This is a genomic window from Trichocoleus sp. FACHB-46 (assembly GCF_014695385.1).
Classification (GTDB): Bacteria; Cyanobacteriota; Cyanobacteriia; order FACHB-46; family FACHB-46; genus Trichocoleus.
This window is the reverse complement of the sequence record NZ_JACJOD010000028.1, coordinates 22,213-48,156: the sequence shown is the minus strand read 5'-3', so window position 1 is coordinate 48,156 and position 25,944 is coordinate 22,213. Positions and strand designations below refer to the sequence as shown.

Below are 25,944 nucleotides of genomic sequence, written 5' to 3'. Positions count from 1 at the left end.
GGTTTGTCATGTTTCAACCTGTCATCTCCATCCAGAATTTGAGTCATCACTTCGGTCACGGTCAACTCCGCAAGCAAGTTCTGTTTGACATCAACTTGCAGATTAATGCAGGCGAGATCGTGATCATGACGGGGCCATCGGGATCGGGAAAAACCACGCTGCTAACTTTAGTCGGTGGTCTACGATCGGCTCAATTTGGTGGTTTGCAAGTATTGGGCCGAGAACTCTGTGGAGCCAAAGACAAAGACCTAACGATCGCGCGACGACAACACGGCTATATCTTTCAGGCTCACAATTTACACGGCAGTTTGACGGTACTACAAAACGTCAAAATGGGCTTAGAATTACATTCCCATTTATCCTTAGCAGAGATGGAAGTACGAGCTGCCCAAATGCTAGAGCAAGTTGGCTTAGGTGAGCGGCTCCACTATTACCCCAATGATCTTTCAGGGGGCCAAAAACAACGAGTGGCGATCGCCCGTGCCCTAGTTAGCCATCCTAAAATTGTTCTGGCGGATGAACCCACTGCTGCTCTAGACAGTAAATCAGGCAGAGATGTCGTCACCTTGATGCAAACCTTAGCTAAAGAACAAGGTTGCACGATTCTCCTCGTCACCCACGACAATCGCATTTTGGATGTTGCCGATCGCATTGTACACATGGAAGATGGCCGACTCACCAATAACACCGTTTTGAGTGCCGTTGCATAACACAGGTTTCTGGGCTCAGTGGCTCAAGTGATTCCCAATGCCGCTTTGACTTTAGCATCCCATCCGAGAGGCTGCATCCATCCCGGATAGAGAGATGGCGGAGCTGTTAGGGTATCGAGTTGAGCAATTTCCTCAGGAGAAAGCTGTAGATCAACAGATGCCAAGTTGTCTTCTAGTTGAGATAGTTTATTGGCTCCAATAATCACCGAAGAGATAAAGGGCTTGGTCAAAATCCAGGCGATCGCGACTTGGGCAGGAGAGGCACTGTGGTTTTGGGCGATTTGCTTCAGGCGATCGACTACCTCATATCCTGACTCTACATCGACAGGTGGAAGTTGGAATTTAGTGCGACGGGCATCTTCAGGCGCAGGATTATCGCGAGTGTATTTACCGCTGAGAAAGCCGCCTGCTAGTGGGCTCCAGACTAGAATCCCCATCCCAGCATCTTCGGCAAAAGGGACAAACTCATGCTCCAAATCTCGCCCCGCTAAGGAGTAATACATCTGAGCGGCAATGAACCGCGCATAGCCATACCGCTCCTGAATTCCTACCATCCGAGCCGCTTTCCAGGCAGGAAAATTGGAAAAACCCACATAACGCACTAATCCCCGGCGAACTAAGTTATCCAGCGCTTGCAGAGTTTCTTCCAAGGGCGTGAGCGGGTCAGGGATATGAATTTGGTAGAGATCAATGTAATCTGTGTTTAGCCGCTTCAGGCTCCCTTCTGTGGATCGGATAATGTGGCGGTACGATAACCCCGTATCTGTAATGGCATCGCCCAAGCGAAACCCCACTTTAGTCGCAATCACTACTTGGTCGCGGCGGTCGCCCAGCGCTTTGCCTAACATAATTTCTGATTCCCCATTGGTGTAGGCATCAGCAGTATCAAATAAATTAATGCCTGCATCTAGGACTCGACCCACCATCTGATCGGCAAGCGTTTGGTCAATGCTATTAGTCACCCCCGGAACCAGTTGCCCGGTGCCAAAGGTCATCGCTCCAAAAGCCAGCCGCGAGACAACTAGACCTGTTTTTCCCAAAGTTGTGTACTGCATAAAACCAAATCTCCTACCAATGGAGTTTTGTTGTTAAGGTACTGGCTTAAATCATCAAAAATAAGTTGCGTGGAATACATTTTGACAAACAATAAAAATCACCAGCTAGCGTTGTGCAAAACAACCGCTTGACTGGTGACAAAAATTTTTCGGTGATTCGATTTTAGATCTTCTTAGAAGGGGTTTGGTAGTAGACCTTACTGCCTTGATCTGGAACAAAGTAGCAGGTTTGGTAGGAGCGCCATAACGATTTCCAAATGGGTTCTTGGGAAGATCGATAATGTTCTCCTAAAACAGGTTTAATCGCTTCTGTAGCCTCCTTTAGATGGTAGTGGGGAATTGTGATAAAGATATGATGGGCAACGTGAGTGCCAATGTTGTGATGAATGGGATTGAAAATGCCGTAGTCGCGATCGATGGTGGAGAGAGCGCCTTTGAGGAAGTACCAATCTTTGCCGCGATACCAAGGAATATCAGCATCGGTGTGGTGGAGAAAGGTGACTAAATCTAACCAGACCACAAAGACCACGTAGGGCATGAGGTAGTACTTAAACAGAAACCCAAAGCCATAATGCACACCCAAACCCACCAAAAAGGTGAGCATCAGTGACAAACACACGGTGCTGGTGAGGACTGCACGTCTCTCATGAGGCCGAAACAAGGGGCTGTCCGGCAGAAAGTGCGACCCCTGCTTTCCGGGCGATCGCCGAAACAGATACAACGGGTAGACAAACAAAATCAAGTGAAATCGAGCCAACCTCTCGTACCAAGGCATGTTGTCGTAGTAGCCCTCGGTGACGGGATACCAGCTCTCATCGGTCTCGATGTTGCCAGTGTTGGCATGGTGGGTGCGGTGGCTGATGCGCCAACCGTGATAGGGCACCAAAATGGGGGTGTGACTGAGGTGACCCACCAAATTGTTGAGCCAGCGGTAGCGCGAGAACGAACCGTGGCCGCAGTCGTGCCCAATTACAAACAGCGCCCAAAACATGGTGCCTTGCATCAACCAGAAAAGCGGGAAAAACCAGGCGCTATCAATGCGAGCGGCGAGCCAATAGAGGCCTGCGACAATGCCAAGGTCTAGGAAAAAGTAAGAGAGCGATCGCCAAAGGTTTGATTGAAAACAGTGGCCTGGGATAGCCGATCGGACATCTTGAAGCGTGAAGGGTAGAAACTCACGCGTAGGAGGACGAGTAGTTAAGTTGGAGGTCACGTTTTCGTAGTTTTGAATGAGATAGCAAAACATAGGGCAGCTGCATGAATGATTTGACTTGAGTCGCATTCAGCATCTGCCCATAGCTGCCCTATTGTAGGGCTTAACCTTATGTAATGAGTAGGGGAAACCCCTGAAATCCTAGGTTCTTTAAGGGTTAACTTAAGGAGTAGCGAGATATAAAAACTTTTGGAGCCAGATTAAAAACTATGGCTGTGTATCAAGTACGACTTATTAATCCGAAGCTTAACCTCGATTGTGCGATCGCCGTGCCTGATGATCAGTACATTTTAGATATCGCGGAAGAGGCTGGAATTCACTTACCATCTGGGTGCAAGCAAGGAGAATGCTCTGCTTGTGTCGCCAAGCTGGTGAGTGGTGAAGTGGATCAAAGCGAACAAAAATTTTTACGGCCTGAAGAGGTGCAATCAGGGTATGTAGTTACTTGTGTTACTTACCCTATGGCTGATTGCACCTTGCAGACTCATCAGGAATCTGTGCTGTATCAGTCATCGCTCTACTTCAAGCCTGATAGTGTTGAAGCAGAATAGAGCGGCTGATTCCCTGCTAGAAAATGTCTAAATCTAGCTTTAATGGTTGACACACAATTCTTGATCTATCCTTTGTCTCGCTCTTTGAGTCCAAGCTTCAGTGGTAAATGCGCTATTGGTATCGCTGAAAGTTACAGGATAAGGGGGTTCCTCAACTGAGGAAAGCGAACCTTTAGCTTTTGCTTCTACTAAGCTGACTACCCAAGGTAGAAACTCTAAAATTTCTTCTGGCAAGATAGTTAACTCAAAGCACCACTTCCGGTTCAACCCCCTACATAAAGGGCCTTTACGAGCCACTGCGATGTCCCCTGCGCCTTTATTAATAGCTAGCCGCAGAATAAAAGGCCGTTCAGACTGAAAAGCATCTGGGGCCGAATAGGCGTAAATGTTGACGTAGTTCAAGTATTGGCTTGCATCCGTCCAAGAGGCCACTAAAGAACTACTGTTGTAAGAACTGCCGCTGATTTTGACAGGGACAGCCATTTCAGCAACAAATAGAGAGTAGAATTCCTGCCTTAAGTTAGAAATGATTCGTATTGTTTCTGGCGTCACAGTTGATTTACCTCTATTGACTAGTTGCTTTTGGCTATTTACGACATCGTCAACTGGTTATCTTTGGTGAGAACGTTGTTTACGCTGTTTGTGTTTGGCTAAAGCTTTCCGCTTTTCTTTTTCCAAGGGGGTCTCAAAGTGCCGCTTCTTCTTCATATCCTGAAAGATGCCAGCTTTAGAAACCTGTCGCTTAAACCGACGCAAAGCAGATTCAATGCCTTCGTTCTCACCTAAAACCACTTGAGTCATCCTGTTTTCTCCCATATGAACCGTACTGCCTGGAAAGTAAGCAAAAAAGTCTCTAGCAGAATAGAGCACTTGCCTTTGTCTGCCAGAGACTCTAAATTTTAAACCTGAAACAAAAGGCTTAATAGCGGCGATCGCTACGGCGATTATTACTCCAACCACCGCCACCGCCGCCACCGCCGGACGAACCTCGGTCTTCACGGGGTTTGGCTTTATTCACTTTGAGGTCACGTCCCATCCACTCTGCACCGTCAAGCGCTTCAATTGCAGCTGCTTCTTCTGCTTCTGTTCCCATTTCCACAAAAGCAAATCCCCGCACCCGACCTGTTTCTCGGTCAGTGGGTAGCTGAACCCGATTGACGGTTCCGTATTCTGCAAACGCGTGCTTGAGGTCTTCTTGGGTAACCTGGTAGGACAGATTACCAACGTAAATCGACATGAATTATCTCCAAAATCAAAGAGTGTAGAGAAGTTAGATCCGGAGAAACACTTGTCGGTAAAACGAAATGGGGTTTCAAAGCCGAAAATAATCCTTACGCTGTGACTATAACACAGTCATGTAGAAGGTTGAGTTGTAAATCTTCTGGAAATAATTAGAAGTTAATTAAGTTCTGTTTCAATTGGAGCTAGGCGATCGCCAACTTTAGCAAAAGCAGAATGATAGCTTTTGAGCAGTTGTACGACCAAACGAGCAAATTGTATCAATTTTGACGGACGATATACTAACTTTCAATCACTCATAAAATTGCCTCTATTCGTAGTGTAGGCACCTTGCTTTTAGTACACAAGATGTTTACATCTAGAGCCAATTTTAGAAATCATTTAAGACTGCTGTAGGTGAATTTGAAGTTGCGGTGGCAGAAACTTTCAGAGCAGTAGCTGATCGTTGTAAATCAGCTTGTTGTTGGGCTTGACTCCAACCTAATGTGTTTCCTAATAGCTCGACCACGCGAGGTAAAGCGCTTTGAGTGGCTTGGTGATCCAAAAAACTGAGGCGGGTCCGACGGGCCAGGATGTCGCTGCCGCTCCGAGCTGCTTCTTGCTTGACTCCGTAAACAACCTCCGCTTCTAAGTAAGGATAGTTTTTTGCTAAACGCTGACCGTATCCTTCTCGGGCTAACTCTGCCACCTGAATTGCGCGATCGCCATAAGCTTGATTGAGGTGGGTTGCGACATCAGGGGCTAAGCCATAGGTGGTTTGTAACTGTATGCCTCCTTGAGGGGAGTAGTTCTCTGCACCCACTAGCTTAAGGCTTTCGGTTTGGGAGGGGCGATCGCAGTTCAGGTTGCCCAATGTCAAAGCGGCATTAACGGTGTCTGAGGCCATCTTGCGATACGTAGTCCACTTACCACCTGTGATCGTGAGCAACCCTGAATCGCTGACATTGATCACATGGTCTCGCGACAGTTTGGCGGTATCGGCAGCTTTGGGATCAGAGACTAGGGGGCGTAGTCCTGCCCAAGCTGCTCGAACATCTTGCTGTGTAACAGGAATAGAGAAGTACTTCTGCAAGTGACGCAGAATATACTCTATGTCTTCCTGAGAAGCTTGGGGATCAGCAGACAGGGTAGTGGAGTTGTCAGTAGTGCCCACTAATGTATGTCCTAACCAAGGCAAAATGAATAGGACTCGACCATCCTCTGTCTTGGGAATCAGTATCCCCGTTGTAGGTAGCGAGAACTGCTGAGCGAGAACGAGATGCGCGCCAGAACTCAACCGCAGCATGGGCGTAGCACTCGGCTCATCCAACTGGCGAATCGTATCACTAAACGGGCCAGTAGCGTTGATCACAACTTTGGCAACGATCTCCCAACGGTCTCCGCTGAGCCGATCGCGCACAGTGGCCCCGCACAGTTTACCGTTGGCTTTATTCAGTGCCACTACTTCCACGTGATTCGCAACTACTGCTCCTGCTTCAGCAGCGGTCAGTGCTAAAGCCACATTCATCCGAGCGTCGTTGAATTGCCCATCATAATAGAGAACCCCACCCCACAATCCCGCTGATCTCAGCATGGGTAGGCGATCGCGGATCTCCTTAGCACTGAGAAACTGACTCGGAGCCAGATTTGCTTTTCCGGCGAGAGCGTCATACAACTTCAGCCCTGTGAAAAAGTAGGGGATTTGCAGCGGGTTGTACAGGGGCATGACAATCGGTAAGGGTTGACTGAGGTGAGGCGCAATCTTTAATAAGACTGCCCGTTCCTTCAACGCATCGCGGACTAAATCAAACTGACTGCGATCGCGCCGCAACACTGCCTGCTCTAGATAACGCACACCGCCATGAATTAACTTGGTGCTACGGCTACTGGTTCCAGCCGCAAAATCGTCTCGCTCTACAAGAGCCACTTTCAAGTTTCGCGTGGCAGCATCTAGGGCAATTCCGGTTCCGGTTGCGCCACCCCCAATAACTAGCAAATCAAAAGCTTCAGACTGTAAGCGGGCCACATGCTCTTCTCGGTTCATTCGGGGCTTAAAATGTGAGTTTGGTCTGAATAGACTACTGATTAGGTCAGGCTGACTGGCTGCTTGTGCTAACTGTTTGTGTCGTCGTCAGCCTCAAGGAATTGCTGCATGCTATCGATCGCTTGGATAATGTTTTTGCTTTTCTTTCCTGCTTGTCTAGGACTATTGTGGCAGGTGATAGGGGGAGATGAATTATCTACTCAACTGCTGGCGCTTGGTATTTTGTTGCTTTGTGTAGATCAAGCTCGCATGGCAGTGGTGGATCTAGAACAGGTAGCTCAGGCACGACAACAAATTCAAGATGCTCGCCTCAAGCGTTTCTACCAAGCTACAGTCAGTACCATTGCCCTGGAACTGTTGGGCTTTTATGCTGCCACCCTGTGGCTCGGGTGGGGTTCGCTTGTGATTTTATTGAGCCAAGTTTGGTTCAACCTATGGGCAGGAATTCAACTCCACACGGCTGAAAAAATAGCGATTCAAGCTTGGGGTATTCCTCAACGGCTCCCGGTTTTAGGCGCTGACGCGATCGGTTTAGTTTTGGTCAGTTTGTGGATGCTAAAAATTGCGCCATTAGGAATTGCTACAGGGCTTTTGGTCTTAGTTCTCTTCTACGGCGCCATGAAGTATGCGTTGTCCCCCAAGCCACTCAGCGAAGTTTCTAGATAAAACCGCATCAAGCTTAAAAGAATCAGCGATCGCATGCAGCCTGAGGGAGTGTTGTGTTAACTTTAAGATACTTGTTTAAGCAAGTATTGACCTACTTTAAAATTTAAAGGAGCTTATTATCGTAGCCCAGAAACAGCTCATTAACCGTCAAATCACGTCCCCTCAGGTCTTTCTAATTGACCATGAAAACAATAATCGTGGCTTGATCGATACCAATGAAGCCTTAAGAATAGCTGAGAGTGTGGAGCTTGACCTCGTAGTGGTCTCGCAGGGTAAGGACGCTCCAGTCGCAAAAATTCTAAATTACGGCAAGCTGCAATATCAGCAGAAGAAGCGCCAGAGTCAGGGTTCACGGCCAACTGTCAAAGAAGTTAGGCTGCGCCCGAATGTTGGCTTGTCTGATTACAAGCTCCGAATCGATAATGCGATCGAGTGGTTAGGTAAAGGCGATTCAGTCAAGTTTATGATTCGTCTACGGGGTCGAGAAAATCAATTTCGCGATCGCGCTGGGGACTTGCTAGACCGCATTGCAGCAGACCTAAGTCAAGTTGGTAAAGTACAGTCGCTTGATAAACGGTCGCTGATTGTTCAGGTCGTTCCTGCCTAAATATTCTAGATATTTAGGAATAATTTTTGATCGTAGGGGCATCTTTTATAGGTGCCCCTACGTTTTAGGTTCAGGTAGGGTGTTTGGGTAGGCAATGCCTCACGTTGCTGTGCCGTTACGCCAGTGCCACCAGTTTCGTGCTCAAATCCCACAGCCGTTGGGCTTTGTTGTCGTCACTGGCTTCGTCGGAAACTTCTTGCACAAAAGATTGACGACCTGGCTTCTGACGATTGCCCCAGCTCCAATACATCCCCGATTCTTTGTACTCAGGATCAGCGACGATCGCGGCCACTCGCTCACCTGCTAGCTCCTGGGAGACATATCCTCCAGTGATGTTTTTCTGGAAGAGGGGAAAGATTTTGCGGAACAGCGGATAGTGGTTGCGGAACAAAGGCGTGTCTGCCACACATCCCGGATAGAGGGAGTTAAACGTGATCCCCGTCGATTCGTGATAGCGACGATGCAGTTCCCGCATGGTCAAAACGTTACAGAGTTTGCTGTCTTTGTAAGCTTTGCCAGACTTAAACTTTTTGCCATTAATCATGGTGATCGGCGCTTTAAAGCCCGCTTCAAAGCCCTGGAGATCTCCTAAGTCCGGAGGAGCAGGAATGGGGATTTTGCCACCCAACTCTTTGGGATTGGCCGTCACAGTTCCCAAAATCACCAATCGGCGATCGGAATAGGAAGACTTTTTCAAATCTTCCAGCATGAGGTTGCACAGCAGAAAATGGCCGAGGTGATTGGTTGCGACGCTCAGCTCATAGCCTTCGGCACTGCGTAAGGGTTCCTTTAACAAGGGGAGATAAACTGCGGCGTTACATACCAGGGCATCTAAAGACCTGCCGCTGGCTCTGAATTTATCGACAAACTGCCGAACGCTATCTAAAGAACTCAGATCGATCGGCAAGAGGGTATAGCTGTCTTTAGGAATTTGTACCTCTTGAGCAGCGTTTTCTGCCTTAATTAAATCGCGGCAGGCCATCACTACATGCCACCCTTTTTTGGCAAGCGCTTTCGCAGCGTACAAACCAACTCCGGAGGAGGCACCAGTGACCACGACGGTTGGTTTTTGATCTCGTTCCATGCTGTTCAGACTTCAGTTGACCGTTGTTGACCTTTTCTAGGATCTCATACCAAGAACCCGCGATGCCTATTTTTTAATTGGGTAACTGGGGAGCTGATCGGCAAAAAGTTGGCCAATCGCGATCGCTGAAATTAAGTTCTAATGAGCTTTTTAGACAAAAATCAAAAATCAAAAAGCTTAGTATTCAAGGCGTTGCTGAATATAAAGGTTTGTGTGGATCTATTAAGTGCCAAAGCTACTCTTTCCGATGAGGCCGTTAAACCTAAGCAGGTAGAAAAATCAAATGTTTAGGACAAAGCTATCCCGGCGGTGAAAGTCTGCTTCTGATCCCGTGTGAGCTAAAGCCCAGTAGGTCACCTCACTATCTTGGCTTTCGACCACTGCGGTAATCGCCACGTCTAGAGGTTGCTCGTCTAGTGCGATCGCCGCCAAATTTAGCTCAAGTGAGAGTGTATGTGCTTCCAGTTGCGCCTCTACTGCAAAGGGCAGCACAGTAAAAGCTGTTTCCTCTTGCATCCCCTGTCGGTAGCCATTAAAGCGATAGACGTTCCAATCACCAGATGGGGACAGGTTGAATTCCCAGTAGCGATCGCTGTCTTGCGACCCTACAAAGAACTCGAAACAGGTTTCCTGCCACAGCTCGTGTTGACGAGTTGGAATCTTTGCTGGAGGGGCAATCGCAATTTTAGACAAATCGCCGGAGAGCACATAACGAATATGGAGTGTCTGTGCTCGTCGAGCAATATCACCTGTGAGCTGAAGGTTTGCAGGTAAATTGGTATGAGGAAAGGGTTGCAAAGAGAAAGCTTGGCTGTTCATCGCAAATCAGAGATTAGATTTTGGAGAGTCGTGGCTTGAGATTCGATACTTTCAGTTAGCTTAAACTGCACCAAGGCTCTGGCTAGATTATGTTCTGGGTACTTGACCTTGAAGTAGACATTGCCTGCTAAATGATCTGTCAAGAATCGCAGCCCTAACTCAAAAGCAATTAGACGGATGGAGCCGTACAGGTAGGTATAGTCTGGTTCAGTCAAGAAGTCTTTGGCGATCGCTAAATATCCTTTGAGGATGCCTTGGCACAGATCGGTGTCAAACTGCACCGCTTCCCACTGTTGGGTTTCTTCCCCCGCCGGATTGCAACCCGATCGCAAGCAATCCCCAATGTCGTAATGCACTAAACCAGGCTTAACGGTATCTAGGTCAACCACGCTGACTGCTTTTCCGGTCGTGATGTCAAACATCACATTATTGATTTTGGGATCTCCGTGCATCAAGCGGAGGGGCAGTTTGCCTTGTGCTTTGGCATCTTCTAAGACGTGAACTAAAGCTTGGCGATCGCTGACAAACTTTAAACAGTAGGAGACTTCTGGAGTAGCGCTAACGTTGGTTTGAGCCAGAACTTGCTCGTAATGCTGCCAGTAGCGGGGAGTGATGTGGAAGCCTTCTAGGGTATCAGCTAGTTTGGTGGCAGGGAGATCGCTAATCAGGCTATGGAACATCCCCAAGGCATATCCAACTTCTTGGGCCTGAGCCACCTCTTGCATAGTATCGAAAGATTCAGAGCCTTCGATGAAGCTGATGGCTCGCCAGAAGGAACCATGATCATCACTGCAATGGTCTTGTCCGTCTTGGGTGAGGAGAACACGCGGAGTTTCCCAACGACGGTCGAGGGGGGTGCGTTGTAGGCGATCGCAAACATGCTCGGTGAGGATTCGCATGTTTTGCATCACGAGTTCGGGATGGCGAAAAATTTGAGTGTTGATGCGTTGCAGGACAAAGCGAGTTTGGTCAAGATCATCCAGGGCGACGAGGAAGGTGTCGTTGATATTGCCGTTACCAAAGGCTTGGACGCTGGTGATGTTGCCTTGGTGGGCAAATTGGTCAGCAATAGCCACAAGGGGATCTAGGGTACTACTGGGGGTGCGATCGCTGGTCATATCTGCCCTGGTTGACATGGGAAACTCCGCTGACTACTCGCCATGACACAGTGTACGGCGTTGCTGGTTCTAATTAACGTTACTGCTGCTGTTTCAAGCCATCAGTACTATTGCATTCAGGATAGCTATCCAATCACAAACTGAAATTGTGTATGAAGCGCACAACGTACAGCAGCAGCAAACTCAGCATTATCTTGCAAAAATTTTTCTATTGAATCTTTGGCTTCCCTGGCTAATTCCTGAAGTTCAGCGTTTTCTGGTTGCTCAGCGGCTAGCTGTACGACTTGGTGCAGTTGTCTCAAGAGTTGCAGTCGTTGAAGCCTCGCTTCAGGAAGCGATCGCTGATTTAGTTTCAAAGCGTCGATCGTAACCTTGCCCTTTTGATTGCCTTTAATGGCAAATGCAATTTCACTTCGAAAGCCAATGAATTCTTCGGGATTCTCTTTGCCTGGATCAATAAATAGTGGTTGTTCCTGGGCAACATCCTGCTTGTGATCAATGGCTCGTTTTGCAGGATTCTTCAGAGGAAACAGATTTTGCTTATGGCGCTGATTACAAGCAGGGCAAGCAAGGTAGAGGTTGTCCCATTCGTAAGCTAGCCAGTAATAGCCTGGTCGTTGTAAGGATTCGCCATTAGCTTGTTTGTAGGCTTGTTTAGGACGAAAATGCTCAACATCTCCATCAGTTCCGATCAAACGTTCACAAAAACAACATTTCCCATGTTGAGCTTTAATCAATGCTTCTTTGACACTCTCATGGCTATAGATCGAGCGGTCAAAAGAGAAGGTTTTATCTCCACATTGATAGGCATCTGGGTTGCGAGAGTAAGTGCTGCAATGCGATCGCCGTTTCTTTTTACCATCTTGAGCAAGTTTCTCTGGCACCACTGCTGGCTTATAAATCCGAATCAAGCAAATCTCTCCGTTCAGGAATTCTCTAGCAATTTAGCCGCACGACGAATGATATCCATTGCTTTTATATCCTCAGGAGTTTCTGCCGTAGGGAGAGCACCAATTTGAGCTTCCAACTCTTGAAGTTCTGCTTTGTCTGCTTTGGAAAGACGGGCTTTAGAGAGTAATTCTTGTCTGCGAGCCAACAAAGGCTCTAAATCGGCGGGTCTAGCAGTTGGCAGCTCAAAAACGCTAGTCAGTACTTGATCAACTCGCCAGTTTTCAACAATTTCAGGATTATTATCAATGACTACGCGATCGCCTTCCCGTCTCAGTAATACGATATTTGCATCTTTTGCTGCTTGCACCACCAACGGGCTGTGAGCAGTCACAATGAATTGAGTGTTTGGGAATCGTTCAGTCAAGAAGTTCATGATATTGCGCTGCCACTTGGGATGCAGATGCAAGTCAATTTCATCCACTAGCACGATTGCAGGTTCAGCCAACGGGTCTTCACTGTCGGGATAGCGCCGAAACAGCCGCACTGCTAGATCAACCATCCAGGCGACCGCCGTTCGATAGCCTAACCCCAGACTTGAGAGGTGAACCCAACCATAAGGTGTCAAGAATTCTGCTCTTGGACGGGGAATTTCTTCATCCGCTGGTGCAATACGAATGTCTTCTATATCAGGCAGAATTCGTTTTAAAACTTCTATGATTTGATGTAGTTGCTTTTCTAAGCGAGCGCGAATCTCACCTGAAGCAGAGCGGGCAGCATAATCAGTTTGTAAGAGCCACTCTTCCGCATTAATAAGAGAAGCTCTTTCCGAAAATAAACTTACTGAATTCTCTATAGTCAAACTTTCACCCAGAGAAGTCTCCCCCATTCTACGTGTTGCACCGTAGCCATAGCATATTAACGCTTGAAACTCTTGACCCATAAAAGAACAATCGGAAGCTATACCTACATCGGCTTCGTGCTCTTGAAAATCTGCTTTTTTTGATTCCTTAAGGGAAGTCAGGGTAATATTGCTGACAAAACGAGGATAAACTCGTGCACGATTACGTTCTAATATCTTTACCTCCTGCCACATCGCCGGGCCTTCAAAAGAATATGGAGTGAGGAGAAGAGGAAAATATCCAAATTCTTCAGTGTGCTGATCCGTCTTCACTTCTAAACCTGCCAAACAGCGTAGCAGGGTAGTCTTACCAACCCCATTATCACCCAAGATAACTGTCCATTGTGCTGGATGACTGTTCTCATCAGAGAGATACAGAATTTGAAGATCCTTAAAACAGAGTACATTCTCCACACCCAATGCAAGAAAATAGATGGGTGGCACATTATTAGTAGCTGATGCCTTATGCTTACGTCTGCCACTAGTTTTCCTAGACTCGTTTGTCATGGGTTGTGGATGGGAACTTTATACCGTGCTTGTGCTGCTCCCAACTAATCGTATCAAACTGGTCTACGATGAGCGATCGCCTTAGCTAATATCCTGCGATCGCATTTTCTACAAGTATTAATGAGCATGTCGCTATCATAGACTTACCCATAGCTCCTTCTATCAACGTTTTGTTAGTTGCGATCGCTCTTTCACTATAGGCAGGATGTGTTAGATAAATACACTGGCCTTACGGGAATACTATTGTGGTGGAGAATGGGTGTGCGTTTTCCAGGAATTAAAGCTATTATCCTTGCTACTATTCCTGCGCTTTCCTAAACCACTACTCGCTCTCCCACTGCACAATCAATTACGATCGCTTAAACCTTAGGGTGAAAGGCACGACCATCAATCCTAATTGCCTACTATATGAAAAAGCGAGGCTCCTGTAAGACTTGGAAATTTCCAGCACAAAAACTGCAACTTGTTCTGGTTGTGCCGTTTGTTTTACAAGTTTTTGGAGCAGTCGCGATCGTTGGCTATCTATCGTTTAAGAATGGACAACGAGCAGTCAACGAATTGGTGCTGAACTTGGAGAGTCAAGTTGGCAAACAGATTGATCAACACCTAGAAAACTATCTGTCTAGTACTCGCAAGCTCAATGAACTGAACGCAACCGCTATTAGCTCTGGCTTAATCAACCCCAACGATCTAGATGGGTTAGGACGTTTTTTCTGGAAGCAAGCCAAGCTCTACAACGTGGGTTATATCCTTTTTGGCTCCACCAATGGCAAATATGTGGATGTGGGCCGCCCGCTGACTTATCCAGTCGAGCTAATTACCGAGCGGATCGACCCCAGCGAATTTGGCAATCAAAATCTCCATATCTATGAGCCAGATGCACAGGGAAATCGAGGTAGACTGCTCGACAAAGATTCAGGCTACCCCTTTCAAAAGGAGAGTTGGTACACTGAGGTAATGCAGACAGGGAAACCCTTGTGGTCTTCAGTCTATACCTGGCAAAGCGAAGCCGCCAATCCTCTCGCGATCTCGATTAGCAGTCCAGTTTATGACAAGAATAAAAAGATCATTGGAGCGATCGCCGTTGAGCAGCGTCTAGGCCAAATCAGCAGCTTTCTCCGCGATTTAGACATCAGTGATTCTGGACAAGTCTTTATTCTAGAACGCAATGGTCTACTAGTTGCTAGCTCCGGGACAGAGCCACTCTCCAGACTGGTTAACCAGAAGCCACAGCGATTAAAAGCGATCAACAGTCCGAATTCTATTGTTCAAGGCGTTTCCATCCAGCTTCAACAGCGCCTGAATAATTTTGGCAGCATTACCACAGCTCAAGAACTACAACTTGACTTACAAGGAGAGCGCTACTATGTGCGAGTTACGCCTTGGCGCGATCCCTACGGGCTAGATTGGCTGGTTGTGGTGAGCCTGCCAGAACGCGAATTTATGGCTCAAATTGATGCCAACACTCGCACCACAGTCTGGTTGTGTTTAGCAGCCCTGGGAGTTGCTTCACTCCTGGGCATCTTTACCTCCCAGTGGATTACGCGTCCGATCTCCAGACTCAACCGAGCTAGTCAAGCAATGGCATCTGGCAACTTAGATCAAACTGTAGAAGAAAGTGGCATTCAGGAGATCAACGCATTAGCGAATTCTTTCAATTACATGAGTGGACAGCTACGCGAATCCTTTACGGCGCTAGCCAGTAGCAATGAAGAACTTGAAGACCGCGTGGAAGATCGCACGACCGAACTCAAAAATGCTCTGACTGAGTTGCAGCGGACCCAAGCTCAGATGCTTCAGAGTGAGAAAATGTCTAGTCTAGGTCAACTAGTCGCTGGCATCGCCCACGAAATTAATAACCCAGTTAACTTCATTTATGGCAACTTGGGTTATGCCCAGAAATATATCCGAGATTTATTAGGATTCTTGCAGCTTTATCAACAGCACGATCCTCATCCTGTCCCCGAAGTCAAAACTGCTGCTGAAGCAATTGATTTAGAGTTTTTGCAGGCAGACCTGCCCAAAATATTGTCTTCGATGCAGGTCGGCACCGATCGCATTCGTCAAATTGTGCTCTCTCTCCGCAACTTCTCGCGCATGGACGAAGCGGAGATTAAACGAGTGAACATCCATGAGGGAATTGACAGTACCTTGCTCATTTTGCAGCACCGCCTCAAGGCTCACTCGCATCGCCCAGAGATTGAAGTCATCAAAAACTATGGAGATTTGCCGCTAGTCGAGTGTTACGCTGGACAGCTCAACCAAGTATTCATGAATATTTTGGTGAATGCGATCGATGCTTTAGAAGAACTGCCTGAGATCAATAACCCCAGCCAAATCGAAATTTCAACTGTGGTGGTGGATGAAAAGTGGATACAGATCGCGATCGCAGATAATGGCCCAGGCATCCATAAGGATGTTCAAGCCCGCATCTTTAATCCCTTTTTTACCACTAAACCTGTGGGTAAAGGAACAGGGATGGGGATGTCAATCAGCTACCAAATCATTACAGAAAGACATAGAGGCAAACTAGAGTGCCTCTCTTATCCTGGTGAAGGAACCCAGTTTGTGATCCACATTCCGAGTCAACTCAGCTGAGCGCTTGGAACTGTTGCCAGCAGAGGTAGAGCGCTCTAGGAACATGGAAGCAACCTTTCCATTTGCCGCCTTTGAGATTCAATAGGACTTCTCCACGACGATTGAGATAGCCAAACCACTCGCCATATTCCGGGTCAGCAAAATGAGACCAGGTGTAATCGTGCAGCTTTTGGTACCATTGCCAACAATCCTCGCGCCCGGTTAAGCGATAACCCATTGCCAACGCCACCAAGGATTCCACATGCACCCACCAAAGTTTTTGGTCCCACTCTAGCTGTTGCGGGGGGTGGCCCTCGGCATCCATGAAGTAATACAGCCCGCCATATTCTGTATCCCAAGCAAAGTTGAGGATATTCAGCACCACATCTACTGCCTGGTGAATTGTGGCAGTATCTTGGCGACGATTGACAATATCCATGATGAACCACATGGCCTCAATCCCATGACCTGGGTTAATCAGCCGCCCCTCAAAAGAATCCACATGGGAGCCATTGGGAGCCACATTCTCATACATTAAGCCGCGATCGCAGTCTAGGAAGTCGGTCATTACTTCCTGCACTGTAGCTTCCAGAACTTGCTCCAATTTCTCCTGAGGCAACAGCCATTCCATCTCTAAAGAGAGGTTAGCTAAAATCATCGGCACTGCCAACGACTTCAGCGGACGAGTACCCGGATAGGTTTTGTTGTACTTACCTTTGGGGTTTTCCTTGCGGCGCAACACATTGTTGTAAGCCTGTAGTGCGATCTCCTTAGCACTTGCTTCCCCAGAAGCCAACGCATATTTGCTAAAGGCCATCGCTGCAAAGCAGTCCGAGAAGATGTTGTAGGGCTGCACTAAAGGGTTGCCAGCGCGATCGATCGCGAAGTACCAATTCCCCTCATCATCGCGACCATGCTGCGCGAGAAAATTGGCTCCATGCGCGGCAATCTTCAGCCAGTTCTCTCGCTGTTCCAGTTGGTTATACAGCATCGAGAAGATCCAGACTTGACGGTTTTGCAGCCAGATAAACTTGTCGGTGTCATAGACTTGACCCGTGCGATCGAGACAGGTGAAATAGCCGCCTTGCTCCCAATCGATCGAGTGCTCTTCCCAAAAAGGAATGACATCGTTGAGGAGCGCGTTTTTATACAGTTCAGCTAGTTGCTTAAAATCGTGCTCCATCGTCATGTCCTCTGTCTTCTAACCAACAGCGTTTATTATCACCTACGCTTAGCTGATCGAGGTGGGGCGATCGCTCAGGCTTGCAGTTGATAAGCCAAGGCCACCCATTCATTACAGCATTCTGAGTCAATGATGGTAAAGCCTGCTGCTGCGAGGGCCGCTGTTACTTCCGCTTCGTGATCTGTAGTGAAGCCAGCCGTAATCAACCGTGCGTCCTGAGCCTGATTCTGTCGCAGGGCTTGGCGGTAGTCATCTGCGAGGGCAACATGTACCCGCGCTAAAATATTCGCCATGATTAGGTCAAACTCTGCGATCGCTTTCACGGTAGGCACTTGATCACTAATATCTCCGCCCATCCAATGCCCTAGCTCGCTGCCACCCCCCAAGCTGCCTTCCATCACTCTGACTTGTTGCGCCACACCATTACGCTCCACAGCATCTTGCGTAGACTCTACAGCCACCCTGTCGTTATCTAGAGCCAGGACTTGTGCCCCCAGCTTCGCGATCGCTACACTCAAAATCCCTGAGCCTGATCCTAAATCGAGCGCCCGCATTTCAGGCCTAACATGACGCTCTAATAACCGAAGGCTCAGCCGAGTGGCTGGATGAAAACCGCTGCCGAAGGCCAGACTTGTCTGTATCCTTAAGGTAAGTTCATTAGCTGTTTCAGGTTGGTAGGGTATATCCCCGGGCAAAACCACAAAACGCTGCCCGATGCGGTGAACTAGGGAACTCACCGTCTCTGGTAGAGCAGGTTTCTCTTCTACGATCGAAGCTTGTAGCTCAGTAGTTAGCCCGGTGCGATGTAGGGGAGAAAGCACAGAATCAATTTCAGCGATCTGAGTGCGCACCCGGATATCGTAAGGGAGATATAAGCAAATCGTGAATGCCCAGTCATGAGGGGGAGTTTCTGGCTCCCTGGGGCAGCGAGAATCTAATTCACTGTAAGCCGTGACTCGAATTTCTCCTTGATAGTCAGTTCCTGCTAGCAGCGTCTGAACCCAGTCCACCGCCTCTGGTGTGGTATCCAGGCTCAATTCGATCCACGACATACTTACTTTCCCAAAGAGGTCATTCTAGCGCGGCTCAAGGTAGCTCGATCAACTCCAGTTGTTCTTGACGGAAGATCAAAGGTTGCCGGATCTGCCAGGTTTTATCTTGGGAGAGCTGCAACACTTGCTGATGATGATTCGCTAGGTTCGGGCGATGACCGACGCTCAAGAAGGTAGTACCGATCGCTTGTAGATGTTGATAGAGTTTTTCCTCATTGTCGAGATCCAAAGCGCTCGTCGCCTCATCCAAGATGGCGTACTTCGGTTGGTTGACCAGTAAGCGGGCAAAAGTGAGACGCTGTTGTTCTCCTAACGATAAGACTTCTGCCCAGTCTCGTTCAGTCTCAAAACCACCAAAGCGTTCATCCAGATCTGCTAAATTTACCTGTTGCAGCACTTGCTTTAAGCGTTGGTCATCCACCTGAATATGCGTGTTGGGATAGAGCAGTTGGTCCCGTAGAGTCCCCATTACCATATAGGGACGTTGGGGTAAAAACAGAATCTGATCTGGCCCGGGGCGCAAGATGGTACCACGACCCGTATTCCATAACCCAGCGATCGCCCGTAGTAGGGAACTTTTGCCACAACCACTCGGCCCCATTACCAAAAGCCCTTGCCCAGCCTGTAATTCGACAGATAAGTTTTCGATCAGCGTGCGTTGGTGGTTGGGCGTTTCTAAAGTGAGATGTTCTACCGCGACGCGATCGGCAGCCACGGTTTGAATGGTTGCTTCAGTCAGCGAGTCGGGAGCATCAACAGTTTGGTTGTCCTGCGGCTTTTCTAGAAACTCAGCAAAGGTATACAAGCGATTGATGCCAGCCCCAAAGGTAGTCAGAGCTTGGAAACGAGCTACTACCACATTCAGCGAGAAAAAGACCCGCACAAAGGCTCCCTGGGCTTCAGTGACTTTGCCTACCTCCATCTCCCCCGCAAAGATCGCTGGCGCTACAACTAAAGCTGGCAGTACGAAAGGGATAAATTCATAGGCATTGGTTAACACGTTCAGATTCAATTCCCAAAGCAGCAGTCGCTTGACGTTGTCGAATACTTCAAGAAATCGGTGTTGAATCTGCTGCGACTCGCGCTCCTCCCCTCGATAAAAGGCGATCGCTTCAGCATTCTCCCGAATTCGCACCAAACTAAAGCGAAAGTCAGCTTCTTTTTTGAGTTGCTCAAAGTTGAGTCGTACCAATGGTTTACCAAACACAACCGTTGTGACGATCGTGCCAACTAGAGCATAAAGCACCAGGAAAAAAACCAAAGGTTGAGAAATTCCCCAAAGCACGCCACTAAAGGCAATCACCGACAACACCGACTCCACTAACACCAACAAAAAGGTGAGAGATTCTTGGGTAAAGCTGCGAACATCTTCAGCAATCCGCTGGTCTGGGTTGTCAATCTCTGTGTTGGAGGTATTGAGATGGTAGTAGGCCCGATTGCTAAAGTAATTTTCGAGAAAGCGATTGGTCAGCCAACGCCGCCATTGCAAACTCAGGCGATCGCGCAAATATCGGTAACCTGCCAGCAGAGGGGCATACAGGACCAACACCGCAATAAAGATAGTGACTGTTTGCCAAAACCGAGGTTCATCCCGAGCCGAGAGCGCGGAGATCAGCACGCCTCGCTTGTTGTTGAGGACTACGCTCAGCCCCGTATAGGCCAGCAAAAACAGCACCACTCCTAACAATAAGCCTCTAGCTTGCCATTTCTCATCTCCGAACCAGTAGGATTTGGCGATCGCCCAAAACTGCTGAAACACTTTGAAGTTCAATCGATCCATCTGCTTATTTTCCTTGGAATTGCTTTGCGAACGGGGCAAACCCTTCAAAGGCTAAACCGGTCTCAAGCAGGTTGAAATCTGCCCAATAGTCGATCCTATAGCAATCCCAACTTGATCAGCGCAGAGGCCGATCAGATGCAACTTCAGGTGTTTTCAGAACTAGTTGATACCGCTGCCGCTGATTCTAATGTTGGTTCTGGGGTCGGCTCAGATGGCTCAGCGTCACTGGTCAGGTCAGCAATCCGTTGTCTCAGAGCTTCTTGCTGTTTTTTAAAGCATGAATCAGGATATTGTCTCATGGCTTCTCGGCACGACTTTAGAGCCGTTTCCAGCTCACCCAACTGCCATAAACAGTTAATTTGATAGAAATGAGCGTGCCGCACCGAATAGCGATCGCTTGACTGGCTCTGCACAATCGGGTTAAGCCATTGCAGCGCTTCTTTGTAGCAGCCAAGTTGATAGAGTGCATAACCTCGATCCGAGCGAATGTGCTCACTATCAGGTGTGTATTTCAAATAGATATCAAAGGCAGTAATCGCTTCCTCGTAGCGCTCTAGCTGCAATAATGTGTCTCCACGTTCATGAGCCAAACTTGGATCACGGGGTCGCAGCTCATAAGCTCGGTCGTAGCTGGCGATCGCTTCCTCAAATCGTTGTAGCTTGGCTAACGCTAATCCTTGTTCGTGCCAGAGGCGGAAGTTGCGAGGAAAACGCTTCAATCCTTCCGCATAGACAGCGATCGCTGTCTCATATTGATCTGCTTGTTCCAAGTCTTTACCATAAGCTAACCACTGGATCGCTTGAGTAAAAGGCAGTTGGGTTAAATCTTGTGGTCCCAAATCTGGTTCAGCCTCTGGATTAGCTGTGTCCCCAGTTGCGGCTGGATTGGCAGCCGCAGCACGACGGTAGCCAGCCAGGTGCCAACCTAGGCTGAGACCGAGGATGAATACAATGACGCTCCAGTCGGAATTGGCTAAGGTCGGCGTAGCTTCCCAATCCCTTAAATCTTGGCTCTCCAGCCCAGTAAACGTTTGTCTCGCCATGTCTTTGCTCAACTCCAAGCTCTCAGCGCCCCAATTAGCCATTCAGTTAGACTTCAACGAGCTACACTTAAATTTCTGAAACATTCTCGGTGCGATCGCTGACCTTGAAGTAACAAATTGCCGACAAAAAGTAGCTTTCACGCTAATTTGATTTGCTAAGTTTATGCTTTTCAGAATCGGGATTGCAGTTTATATCGAGTCAAATTACCAACTCTTTATAGAAATGTGAACTCAGGTTAATCTAAGTCTACCTCTTGGAGGATGAAGATTTTCTGTCTGATCCCTAAGAGTCAGAGATAAGGACTTTATCAATAGTGATGACTCTGTCCATCGGTCAGCAATGGTTGGGATCGAACAACTAACTATCGGCACCCTAGTGCGCCACCTTCGTCCGGATATGTTTCAGAGGTAGAGTGACAACTGTGAATGCAGAACGAGAGGCAGCTATCCGAGAAGCCATTCTCGCGGGTGGGGGTGAAATGGGGGCGCTGATGCGATCGCGAGACTGGTCGCAAACATCGCTAGGCCCCGTAGAGCAGTGGTCGCAGAGCCTCAAAACTGCTGTACGCATCATGCTAACCTCGCAACAGCCGATGTTTGTCTGGTGGGGCGAGGAGCTAATTAACCTTTATAACGACGCCTACAAAGCTATTCTTGGCGGTAAACATCCAGGAGTTCTAGGCCAGCCCGCTTCAGTAGTCTGGCGAGAGATTTGGGACCAAGTCGGTCCCCGGGCGGCCTCGGTAATGCGTAAAAATGAAGGCACCTATGACGAAGCACTGCTGCTGATCATGGAACGCAACGGCTACCCGGAGGAAACTTACTACACATTCTCCTATAGCCCCGTACCGGATGACGAGGGTGGGACAGGCGGCATCCTTTGTGCCAACACAGACGATACGCAGCGCATCATTGGTGAACGGCAGTTGTCTCTACTACGAGAACTAGCCGCTAGAACCGCCGATGCCCGAACGTTTGATGAAGCTTGCACCCTAAGTGCGGCCTGTCTAGAAACCTATCTTTACGATCTCCCTTTCGCCATGATTTATCTGGTTGATCCAGATCAGCGGCACCTGTTTCTGGCGGGAACTAGTGGCATTGAGCGGGGTCACGCGATCGCTCCTGAAATAATCTCTCTGGATGATGGCGCTTGGTGCTTTGCAGAAGTGCTCGAAACCCGTCAATTTTGTTTAGTCACTGACCTAGAGAAACGTTTTGACGACCTGCCCACAGGGTCTTGGGATCGCTTACCCCATCAAGCAGTCGCACTGCCGATCTCCCCATCTGGACAGACTGGTAAGGCAGGTATCTTAGTAGCGGGTCTTAATCCGTTCCGGCTGTTGGACGATAACTATAAGGGATTTCTGGATCTGGTAGCAGCGCAGATCGCCGCTAGTATTGCTAATGCCCAAGCTTACGAGGAAGAGCGGAAACGAGCAGAAGCTTTGGCAGAACTCGATCGCGCTAAAACTGTCTTTTTCAGCAATGTCAGCCACGAATTCCGTACCCCTTTAACTTTAATGTTGGGTCCTACTGACGATGCCCTGGCTGACCAGACCGAGCCCCTACCGCCTACTCAGAGAGAGCGGATTGAGACGGTACAGCGCAATGGACTGCGGTTGCTGAAGTTGGTCAATACGCTGTTAGACTTTTCCCGAATTGAAGCAGGGCGAGTTCAAGCCTTATATGAACCTACTGATTTGGCAGCTTTGACGACAGAACTAGCCAGTGTTTTTCGCTCTGCAATCGAGCGGGCTGATTTACACCTGGTTGTGGATTGCCAACGCTTACCTGAGGCTATTTATGTAGACCGAGAGATGTGGGAAAAGATAGTGCTTAACCTACTCTCCAATGCCTTTAAGTTCACCTTTAACGGCGAAATTTCAGCTCGCTTGCAGTGGATGCAAGATCATGTTGAGCTAGCAATCCGAGACACTGGCATTGGTATCCCTGCCGCTGAAATCCCCCATTTGTTCGAGCGGTTTCATCGAGTCAAGGGAGCCCAAGGACGTAGTTTTGAGGGATCAGGGATTGGTCTCTCCTTGGTTCAAGAATTAGTCAAGCTGCATGGAGGCGCGATCGCTGTAGAGAGTTTAGAGGGGCAAGGCACCTGCTTCACCGTCTCGATTCCCACCGGAACGGCTCATCTCCCGCCAGAGCGCATTAGTGATACTCGCATATCACCTATAACAGCGGTAGGCTCGGTCTCCTTTGTGGCAGAAGCCTTGCGTTGGTTACCTGAAAAGGATGTTTATGTTAGTGAAACAACACCTCAGGAGATCAACGAAAGGAGCAACGTGGGAGCAGATGTTTCCTTAAACTCTTCATCTTTACTTCCTCAACCTGCGGCTCGTATCCTCTTGGCTGATGACAACGCCGACATGCGCGACTATGTGAAACGGCTCCTGAGTCAACGATATGCAGTAGAAACCGTTACAGATGGTCTTGGTGCCCTCGCTGCGATTCGTCACCACCCGCCTGACTTAGTGTTAACAGATGTCATGATGCCAGGGCTCGATGGCTTTGCCCTATTGCGATCGCTTCGTTCCGATCCGCAAACTCAAGATATCCCCATTATCCTGCTATCAGCTCGCGCGGGCGAAGAGTCTCGTGTCGAGGGATTGGAAGCTGGAGCTGATGACTACTTGATTAAACCATTCTCAGCTCGGGAGCTGCTGGCACGGGTAGAAGCAACCTTAAAGCTGGCGCGATTGCGGCAAGAAGCCACCCAGCGAGAGCAAGGTCTACGGGCTGAAGCAGAGGCAGTTAGAGTTCGTTTAGAGAGCGTTCTGGCAGGCATTAACGATCAGTTTATTGTGCTGGACCGGGAGTGGCGCTACAGCTTCATCAATGAACAAGTCCTGCGAGTGACGGGTAAGCGTAAGGAAGAATTGCTAGGTCAGCGTGTTTGGGATGTGTTTCCCGACATGGTTAACAGTCTATTCGGAACTGAGGTGTGTCGGGCAGTTGCTGAACAAACAGTGGTTCGATTTGAGGTTTTTTATCCACCCTATCAGCGTTGGTTCGAGAACCGGATTTATCCTTTTGCCGAAGGTGTCACTATTTTTGTGACCGACATTAGCGATCGCAAGCAAGTAGAAACAGCGCTATTGGAAAGCGAGGAGCGATTTCGCCACATGGCAGACAACGCCCCCGTCATGATCTGGGTAACTAATTCAGCAGGCCAATGTACTTACCTGAGCCAAAGCTGGTACGAATTCTCTGGTCAGAGTGAGATAAGTGGTTTGGGTTTGGGCTGGTTGGATGCTGTCCATCCAGATGACCGCAGCGGCGCTAAGGATAATTTCATAAAATCTAGTCAGCGTGGTGAACCGTTTCGCGTAGAGTATCGGTTGCGGCGTCACGATGGTGAGTATTACTGGATGTTGGATGCGGCGGCTCCTTGGCATGGGGCGGAAGGTGAATTCAAAGGATATATTGGTTCAGTTATAGACATTTCGGATCGCAAACAAGTAGAAGCGGAACGGGAACGATATGCGGCGCAAAGCTACCATCTCCTGCAACTTGAGCAAGCGGCCAGAGCGGAGGCTGAACGTGCTAACCGGATTAAAGATGAGTTTCTAGCAGTCTTATCCCATGAGTTGCGATCGCCTCTCAACCCTATTTTGGGTTGGTCAAAGCTACTACAACAAGGCAAGTTAGATGAGCAAACAACCCAGCGGGCGCTAGAAACGATTGAACGCAATGCCAAACTACAAACCCAATTGATCGAAGATCTGCTAGATGTCTCCCGCATCCTACAAGGCAAGATGACTTTGAATGTGAGTCCAGTTAACCTAGTCACAGTCATCCAAGCGGCGATCGAAACCGTACGTTTGGCGTCGGAGGCCAAACAAATTGAAATTCAAACTCTGTTTGCGGCTGATGTCGCCCAGATCTCCGGAGATGCGGCTCGAATTCAACAAATTGTCTGGAACTTGCTCTCCAATGCCATCAAGTTCACCCCCGCAGGTGGACAGGTAGAAGTTCGATTAGAGCCAGCAGGCACTCAGGCCCAAATTCAAGTTAAAGATACTGGAAAAGGCATCAATTCAGCATTTCTGCCGCATGTGTTTGAGTATTTTCGGCAGGAGGATGGAACAACTACCCGTAAATTTGGCGGCTTAGGATTAGGGTTGGCGATCGTTCGCCACTTGAGCGAGTTACATGGTGGTACTGTCGATGTAGAGAGCCCTGGGGAAGGGTTAGGATCTACCTTTACAGTTAGAATCCCGCTCCAGAGACTAGCTTCAGAACCCTTACACCCTCAGAACTCAGATACCACTACCATCGACCTGAGCGGAGTACGCGTGTTGGTGGTAGACGACGAAGCCGATATGCGGGATTTAGTCGAGTTTATTCTGACGCAATATGGAGCCGAGGTCAGTTCAGTAGCATCTGCGTCAGAGGCTTTAGCTCTTTTAGAGCAGTTCCAACCAGATCTCTTGATTAGTGATATTGGTATGCCCATCATGGATGGTTATATGCTGATGCGGCAGATCAAAGCCCGTTTTGCAGACGCCTCTGCTTCAGCCAACTCACTAGAACTCAATCAGCATTCAGCATTCAGCAAAGCCGTACCCAAAGCGATCGCCCTTACTGCCTATGCTGGAGAGATAGACCAAAAACAAGCTCTTGCCGCTGGGTTTCAACAGCATGTGGCAAAACCTGTAGAACCCGACGAGCTAGTCAAGACGATCGTCACATTGCTAGGAAAGGGCGATCGCCTGTGAGTGTAAGTGATGGACACAACTGGACTCGAACCAGTGACCCCTACGATGTCAACGTAGTGCTCTAACCAACTGAGCTATGCGTCCTAGCGATTTATAAATGTATCACACCCTTCCAGAAAAGCGCAATCCCTCTCGTGAATCGGGAATAACTTTCCTTGGGCAGTTTTTTCTGACCTAGCCACTGCAAAGTCAACT

General features: G+C 48.5%; 22 protein-coding genes and 1 tRNA gene. 7 read left to right on the top strand and 16 right to left on the bottom strand.

What is annotated here, in order from left to right; genetic code table 11:
* Positions 1-8 precede the first annotated feature (8 nt).
* Positions 9-710 carry a DevA family ABC transporter ATP-binding protein gene (locus tag H6F72_RS15715; RefSeq protein ID WP_190437408.1) on the top strand — a complete coding sequence of 234 codons (702 nt, stop codon included), beginning with the start codon at positions 9-11 and terminating at the stop codon, positions 708-710.
* 23 nt (positions 711-733) lie between these two features.
* On the opposite strand, the gene H6F72_RS15710 is transcribed toward H6F72_RS15715, so the two are convergent.
* On the bottom strand, positions 734-1,765 hold the full coding sequence (locus H6F72_RS15710; RefSeq protein ID WP_190437405.1) for an aldo/keto reductase: 1,032 nt from the start codon (positions 1,763-1,765) through the stop codon (positions 734-736).
* A 163-nt stretch (positions 1,766-1,928) separates the two neighbouring features.
* Positions 1,929-3,011, bottom strand: a complete 1,083-nt coding sequence (locus tag H6F72_RS15705; protein WP_190437402.1) for a DUF3474 domain-containing protein — start codon at positions 3,009-3,011, stop codon at positions 1,929-1,931.
* 176 nt (positions 3,012-3,187) lie between these two features.
* Here H6F72_RS15705 and H6F72_RS15700 point away from each other — a divergent pair, with 176 nt between their 5' ends.
* Positions 3,188-3,529, top strand: a complete 342-nt coding sequence (locus H6F72_RS15700; RefSeq protein WP_190437398.1) for a 2Fe-2S iron-sulfur cluster-binding protein — start codon at positions 3,188-3,190, stop codon at positions 3,527-3,529.
* Positions 3,530-3,568: 39 nt separating this feature from the next.
* Here H6F72_RS15700 and H6F72_RS15695 read toward each other — a convergent pair whose 3' ends face one another.
* From H6F72_RS15695 to H6F72_RS15680, 4 genes are all read right to left on the bottom strand, one after another.
* Complete coding sequence (locus tag H6F72_RS15695) at positions 3,569-4,081, bottom strand: hypothetical protein (RefSeq protein ID WP_190437395.1); 513 nt, start codon at positions 4,079-4,081, stop codon at positions 3,569-3,571.
* 57 nt (positions 4,082-4,138) lie between these two features.
* The gene (rpsU, locus tag H6F72_RS15690; RefSeq protein WP_190437776.1) at positions 4,139-4,330 is read right to left on the bottom strand and encodes a 30S ribosomal protein S21; all 192 of its coding nucleotides are present in this window, start codon (positions 4,328-4,330) and stop codon (positions 4,139-4,141) included.
* 118 nt (positions 4,331-4,448) lie between these two features.
* Positions 4,449-4,766: an RNA-binding protein gene (locus H6F72_RS15685; RefSeq protein ID WP_190437392.1), complete on the bottom strand. Its 318-nt coding sequence runs from the start codon at positions 4,764-4,766 to the stop codon at positions 4,449-4,451.
* A gap of 372 nt (positions 4,767-5,138) precedes the next feature.
* Positions 5,139-6,791: a glycerol-3-phosphate dehydrogenase/oxidase gene (locus H6F72_RS15680; protein ID WP_190437390.1), complete on the bottom strand. Its 1,653-nt coding sequence runs from the start codon at positions 6,789-6,791 to the stop codon at positions 5,139-5,141.
* 108 nt (positions 6,792-6,899) lie between these two features.
* On the opposite strand from H6F72_RS15680, the gene H6F72_RS15675 reads away from it, so the two are divergent.
* Both H6F72_RS15675 and infC read left to right on the top strand, forming a co-directional pair.
* Positions 6,900-7,457, top strand: a complete 558-nt coding sequence (locus H6F72_RS15675; protein ID WP_190437387.1) for a hypothetical protein — start codon at positions 6,900-6,902, stop codon at positions 7,455-7,457.
* 115 nt (positions 7,458-7,572) lie between these two features.
* Positions 7,573-8,064, top strand: coding sequence for a translation initiation factor IF-3 (infC, locus tag H6F72_RS15670; protein WP_190437772.1), 492 nt, complete (start codon positions 7,573-7,575; stop codon positions 8,062-8,064).
* Positions 8,065-8,179: 115 nt separating this feature from the next.
* On the opposite strand, the gene H6F72_RS15665 is transcribed toward infC, so the two are convergent.
* The 5 genes from H6F72_RS15665 to H6F72_RS31145 all read right to left on the bottom strand — a co-directional run bounded on the left by H6F72_RS15665 (position 8,180) and on the right by H6F72_RS31145 (position 13,288).
* Complete coding sequence (locus tag H6F72_RS15665) at positions 8,180-9,148, bottom strand: protochlorophyllide reductase (RefSeq protein ID WP_190437385.1); 969 nt, start codon at positions 9,146-9,148, stop codon at positions 8,180-8,182.
* Between the two features lie 279 nt (positions 9,149-9,427).
* On the bottom strand, positions 9,428-9,967 hold the full coding sequence (locus H6F72_RS15660) for a DOMON-like domain-containing protein (protein ID WP_190437382.1): 540 nt from the start codon (positions 9,965-9,967) through the stop codon (positions 9,428-9,430).
* On the bottom strand, positions 9,964-11,103 hold the full coding sequence (locus tag H6F72_RS15655; RefSeq protein WP_242016966.1) for a phosphotransferase enzyme family protein: 1,140 nt from the start codon (positions 11,101-11,103) through the stop codon (positions 9,964-9,966). The genes H6F72_RS15660 and H6F72_RS15655 overlap by 4 nt, the downstream gene beginning before the upstream one ends.
* Positions 11,104-11,210: 107 nt before the next feature.
* Entirely contained in the window at positions 11,211-11,996 is a 786-nt protein-coding gene (locus tag H6F72_RS15650) for a hypothetical protein (RefSeq protein ID WP_190437379.1), read from the bottom strand.
* A 14-nt stretch (positions 11,997-12,010) separates the two neighbouring features.
* Positions 12,011-13,288, bottom strand: coding sequence for an AAA family ATPase (locus tag H6F72_RS31145; protein ID WP_190437375.1), 1,278 nt, complete (start codon positions 13,286-13,288; stop codon positions 12,011-12,013).
* Positions 13,289-13,307: 19 nt separating this feature from the next.
* Here H6F72_RS31145 and H6F72_RS15640 point away from each other — a divergent pair, with 19 nt between their 5' ends.
* Positions 13,308-13,466 (top strand): hypothetical protein, encoded by a 159-nt coding sequence (locus H6F72_RS15640; RefSeq protein WP_190437371.1) that lies wholly within the window; start codon positions 13,308-13,310, stop codon positions 13,464-13,466.
* Positions 13,467-13,789: 323 nt separating this feature from the next.
* Positions 13,790-15,979, top strand: a complete 2,190-nt coding sequence (locus H6F72_RS15635; protein WP_190437369.1) for an ATP-binding protein — start codon at positions 13,790-13,792, stop codon at positions 15,977-15,979.
* Here H6F72_RS15635 and H6F72_RS15630 read toward each other — a convergent pair.
* The 4 genes from H6F72_RS15630 to H6F72_RS15615 all read right to left on the bottom strand — a co-directional run bounded on the left by H6F72_RS15630 (position 15,972) and on the right by H6F72_RS15615 (position 21,016).
* Positions 15,972-17,141: an AGE family epimerase/isomerase gene (locus tag H6F72_RS15630; RefSeq protein ID WP_190437366.1), complete on the bottom strand. Its 1,170-nt coding sequence runs from the start codon at positions 17,139-17,141 to the stop codon at positions 15,972-15,974. The genes H6F72_RS15635 and H6F72_RS15630 overlap by 8 nt on opposite strands.
* A gap of 74 nt (positions 17,142-17,215) precedes the next feature.
* On the bottom strand, positions 17,216-18,193 hold the full coding sequence (locus H6F72_RS15625; protein WP_190437363.1) for a 50S ribosomal protein L11 methyltransferase: 978 nt from the start codon (positions 18,191-18,193) through the stop codon (positions 17,216-17,218).
* A 34-nt stretch (positions 18,194-18,227) separates the two neighbouring features.
* Positions 18,228-19,973, bottom strand: coding sequence for an ABC transporter ATP-binding protein/permease (locus tag H6F72_RS15620; protein WP_190437360.1), 1,746 nt, complete (start codon positions 19,971-19,973; stop codon positions 18,228-18,230).
* A 143-nt stretch (positions 19,974-20,116) separates the two neighbouring features.
* A complete protein-coding gene (locus H6F72_RS15615) occupies positions 20,117-21,016 on the bottom strand; it encodes a tetratricopeptide repeat protein (RefSeq protein ID WP_190437356.1) in 900 nt (299 codons plus the stop codon).
* A 422-nt stretch (positions 21,017-21,438) separates the two neighbouring features.
* On the opposite strand from H6F72_RS15615, the gene H6F72_RS15610 reads away from it, so the two are divergent.
* The gene (locus H6F72_RS15610; RefSeq protein ID WP_199299115.1) at positions 21,439-25,749 is read left to right on the top strand and encodes an ATP-binding protein; all 4,311 of its coding nucleotides are present in this window, start codon (positions 21,439-21,441) and stop codon (positions 25,747-25,749) included.
* 10 nt (positions 25,750-25,759) lie between these two features.
* Here the strand turns inward: H6F72_RS15610 and H6F72_RS15605 are convergent.
* Positions 25,760-25,833 (bottom strand) — tRNA-Val (locus H6F72_RS15605).
* Positions 25,834-25,944: the final 111 nt, after the last annotated feature.

What these genes read in the sequence shown, in the direction of transcription:
- H6F72_RS15715 (WP_190437408.1), top strand. Translation starts at nt 9, where the DNA reads ATGTTTCAACCTGTCATCTCCATCCAGAATTTGAGTCATCACTTCGGT.
- H6F72_RS15710 (WP_190437405.1), bottom strand. Translation starts at nt 1,765, where the DNA reads ATGCAGTACACAACTTTGGGAAAAACAGGTCTAGTTGTCTCGCGGCTG.
- H6F72_RS15705 (WP_190437402.1), bottom strand. Translation starts at nt 3,011, where the DNA reads ATGTTTTGCTATCTCATTCAAAACTACGAAAACGTGACCTCCAACTTA.
- H6F72_RS15700 (WP_190437398.1), top strand. Translation starts at nt 3,188, where the DNA reads ATGGCTGTGTATCAAGTACGACTTATTAATCCGAAGCTTAACCTCGAT.
- rpsU (WP_190437776.1), bottom strand. Translation starts at nt 4,330, where the DNA reads ATGACTCAAGTGGTTTTAGGTGAGAACGAAGGCATTGAATCTGCTTTG.
- H6F72_RS15685 (WP_190437392.1), bottom strand. Translation starts at nt 4,766, where the DNA reads ATGTCGATTTACGTTGGTAATCTGTCCTACCAGGTTACCCAAGAAGAC.
- H6F72_RS15680 (WP_190437390.1), bottom strand. Translation starts at nt 6,791, where the DNA reads ATGAACCGAGAAGAGCATGTGGCCCGCTTACAGTCTGAAGCTTTTGAT.
- H6F72_RS15675 (WP_190437387.1), top strand. Translation starts at nt 6,900, where the DNA reads ATGCTATCGATCGCTTGGATAATGTTTTTGCTTTTCTTTCCTGCTTGT.
- H6F72_RS15665 (WP_190437385.1), bottom strand. Translation starts at nt 9,148, where the DNA reads ATGGAACGAGATCAAAAACCAACCGTCGTGGTCACTGGTGCCTCCTCC.
- H6F72_RS15660 (WP_190437382.1), bottom strand. Translation starts at nt 9,967, where the DNA reads ATGAACAGCCAAGCTTTCTCTTTGCAACCCTTTCCTCATACCAATTTA.
- H6F72_RS15655 (WP_242016966.1), bottom strand. Translation starts at nt 11,103, where the DNA reads ATGTCAACCAGGGCAGATATGACCAGCGATCGCACCCCCAGTAGTACC.
- H6F72_RS15640 (WP_190437371.1), top strand. Translation starts at nt 13,308, where the DNA reads ATGGGTGGCACATTATTAGTAGCTGATGCCTTATGCTTACGTCTGCCA.
- H6F72_RS15635 (WP_190437369.1), top strand. Translation starts at nt 13,790, where the DNA reads ATGAAAAAGCGAGGCTCCTGTAAGACTTGGAAATTTCCAGCACAAAAA.
- H6F72_RS15630 (WP_190437366.1), bottom strand. Translation starts at nt 17,141, where the DNA reads ATGGAGCACGATTTTAAGCAACTAGCTGAACTGTATAAAAACGCGCTC.
- H6F72_RS15625 (WP_190437363.1), bottom strand. Translation starts at nt 18,193, where the DNA reads ATGTCGTGGATCGAATTGAGCCTGGATACCACACCAGAGGCGGTGGAC.
- H6F72_RS15620 (WP_190437360.1), bottom strand. Translation starts at nt 19,973, where the DNA reads ATGGATCGATTGAACTTCAAAGTGTTTCAGCAGTTTTGGGCGATCGCC.
- H6F72_RS15615 (WP_190437356.1), bottom strand. Translation starts at nt 21,016, where the DNA reads ATGGCGAGACAAACGTTTACTGGGCTGGAGAGCCAAGATTTAAGGGAT.